The organism is Psychrobacter sp. LFX-11D, from assembly GCF_904846475.1.
GTDB lineage: Bacteria > Pseudomonadota > Gammaproteobacteria > Pseudomonadales > Moraxellaceae > Psychrobacter > Psychrobacter cryohalolentis.
Window position 1 is genome coordinate 1 of sequence record NZ_CAJHAV010000032.1, and the last position, 2,807, is coordinate 2,807.

The following is a 2,807-nucleotide window of genomic DNA, read 5'->3' on the forward strand; positions in this document are numbered from 1 at the left end:
CGGGTTTGATTGCTTATTGCTGGTTTCCCTATAAGCCCACCATCAAAAACATGCCTCAGCAGGGACAGGTAGCGACATTGTAAATAGTATCAATGAGTTACAATGTGGCTTATCCCGAACTGGGGTTGTAAATAGACAAGTCCATACAGACAGTGAATTGGTCAATTCGAATATTGGAAATAATAGGTAGCCCTTCATGTCCCTTAAGAGCGCAGAAAAGTCTCCGTCATTAACGCAAAATAAATCGTCGAAAAAATCTTATCTGTTGGCGTTCGCTTTCAGCGCGGGTTCATTATTGACAGGGCTAGCAGCGACTGGGCTGACGGCCGTGCCAGTGGCATCGCAAGCGGCAGGATTGGGCGATTTATTTAGCAGTGATAAAAGCGCGACCCAACCGAAATTTTTGCCTGTTGATGAAGCGTTTCAAGTTAGCAGTAGCAGCAAACCGACCAATAATGGCACGCGCTTAGCCATTAACTTTGACATTACGCCTGAGCACTATGTTTATAAAGACCAAATTAAGCTAACGTTGCCTGCTGGCGTGAGCGCTGCACCTTTTAGCTTTAGCCAAAAGCCTATCTCCATAGATGATCCGACCTTTGGTCAAGTATTGGTCTTTGACCAAGCCAATATGGTTGCTACTACCATTTTGAGTAGTAGTAATGGCAAGGCGATAAATAATGCCGCCGTGACAATAGGTTGGCAAGGCTGTGCCAAAGCGGGTCTATGCTATCCACCGGAGAAAATAAAAACCACAGTCAATATCGCTGCTGCTTCACAATCGGCAGCCAATAGTTCAAGTAGTACTGCTACAGTTTCTGCGAGCAATAACAGCAATGTAGAAACTGCGCAAGCCTCTACAGATGGGACAGTTACCAATAGTCTTGCTACAGAGCAAACTACGCCAGATGACGAGGTGATTGATTATGCATTGTTAGATGACGAAGCGTTAGATGCAGAGCTTGGTGCAATCAATACCATCTCTGGAGCCGATGAAGAAGTGGTAGGCGATAATGTCACAAGTGAAGCAGCGAACAATGACGCTGTCATAAATAATGCTGCTGCAACAAACAATACCGTTGTCGTTGATAACGCCATTAATAGTGACCCTTTTGGCTTAGCTTCGCATCCGTGGTTGGCATTGGTGTTATTGTTCTTGGCAGGGTTGGTCTTGGCATTGACGCCATGCGTGTTACCGATGCTACCGATTGTTGCCAATATCGTCGCGCGTGAAGACAATCCAACGGTAAAACGCGGTGTTATTTTAACGACCAGCTACGCTATTGGTGTTGCCATCGCTTATGGTATTTTAGGTGCGGTCATTGCTATATTTGGTGAATCGTTAGGCATTATCGGTTGGCTACAAAATCCGATTATTTTAATTGGGTTTGCCATCGTTTTTGTCTTATTAGCCCTTTATATGTTGGGCGTATTTAGCATTCGTCTGCCAAGATTCATCAGTAGTAAAATGCAGGGTCTAAGCCAAGCGGGGGATAGCAAACTTGGTAGTACGGGTGGCAGTTTAATTGCGGGATTCTTATCGGCGCTCGTGGTATCGCCATGCGTTTCGGCACCCTTATTTGGGGCGCTGCTTGCTGTATCAACGATTGGAAGTCCATTACTTGGCTTTGCGGCTTTATTTATGCTCGGTTTTGGTTTATCGGCGCCGCTTATCTTAATTGGCGCGACCCAAGGTAAAATCATGCCAAAAGCGGGTGAGTGGATGAACTGGGTCAAGCAAGGCTTTGCTCTGCTACTTTTTGCCGTGGCATTGTTATTAATTGAACGCGTCTTTATCTCGCCTGTGATGCTGATGGTTTGGGCGCTGTGGTTTATGGTCGTGGCGATGTGGGCGTGGAGCTGGCTAGGCAAAGGTCGGATGCTGACCCAAGCGCTAGGCTTAATCGCTGGTATTTGGGCGACGTGTTTAATCGTCGGCGCCGCATTGGGCAATGACGACAGCTTGCATCCGCTTGCCTCCCTAACTGCGGTTCCGGTGCTGCAGACAACTGCTGGTCAACCAGCCACCAGTAATGCAACCGATAAGACGGTCACGACGCTGGCTGAGCTAGACACTATTGTCGCCGCCAATCCTAAAGTGCTGGTCGATGTCACCGCCGAATGGTGTATTGCATGCCGGATTATGGAGAAAAACTTATTTCATAATCGCCCTGCGCAAATGCAAGATTGGCAATTGGTCAGACTTGATATCACGGAGACTACGGCTGATTCAAAAGCAATCTTAGCGCGTTATAAACTATTTGGTCCGCCAGCATTGCTGTATTATCAAGACGGGCAATTGGTCAATCAGCAAGTGGGTGAAATCGGGCGCGCAGCGTTTGAGCAAACCTTAACCGCGCTAAATTAATCGTTTAAATGTAGATAAATTCCACATCATTTCTACCCATTAAAAAGCCAACGTCCTTTGATAATAGGACGTTGTCTTTTTCAATCTTACTAAATAGCCTTTTTAATATAGACGCTAAATCCTTGGTTTAACGTTATTTATTACTATTCATTTAACTACTTACCTTATTATTTACATCAGTATTTGCTCGCAATAACGCTAGTATAGTGCCCTTATTTTCATTACAATAAAGCAACATTGCTAAAGGCGCATTACCACGAGTAATGGCTACCTTGCACGTCCATATTTATTGATTTTCTTTAGTTCTTATTCTAACCCCAGTTCGGGATAAGGGCTCAAAAAAAAGATAAAAAAAGAAGTCCGAAGTTGCTAAAGTAAGTTTACCAAGACAAACTTCACAACAAGGACTTCTTACATGGACAACCTAACCGAACTATAC

General features: G+C 44.9%; 1 protein-coding gene. It reads left to right on the top strand.

Features of this window, described 5'->3' with window-relative positions:
• Window positions 1-196: 196 nt before the first annotated feature.
• Window positions 197-2,368 (top strand): protein-disulfide reductase DsbD domain-containing protein, encoded by a 2,172-nt coding sequence (locus JMX75_RS12780; protein ID WP_201532554.1) that lies wholly within the window; start codon window positions 197-199, stop codon window positions 2,366-2,368.
• Window positions 2,369-2,807: the final 439 nt, after the last annotated feature.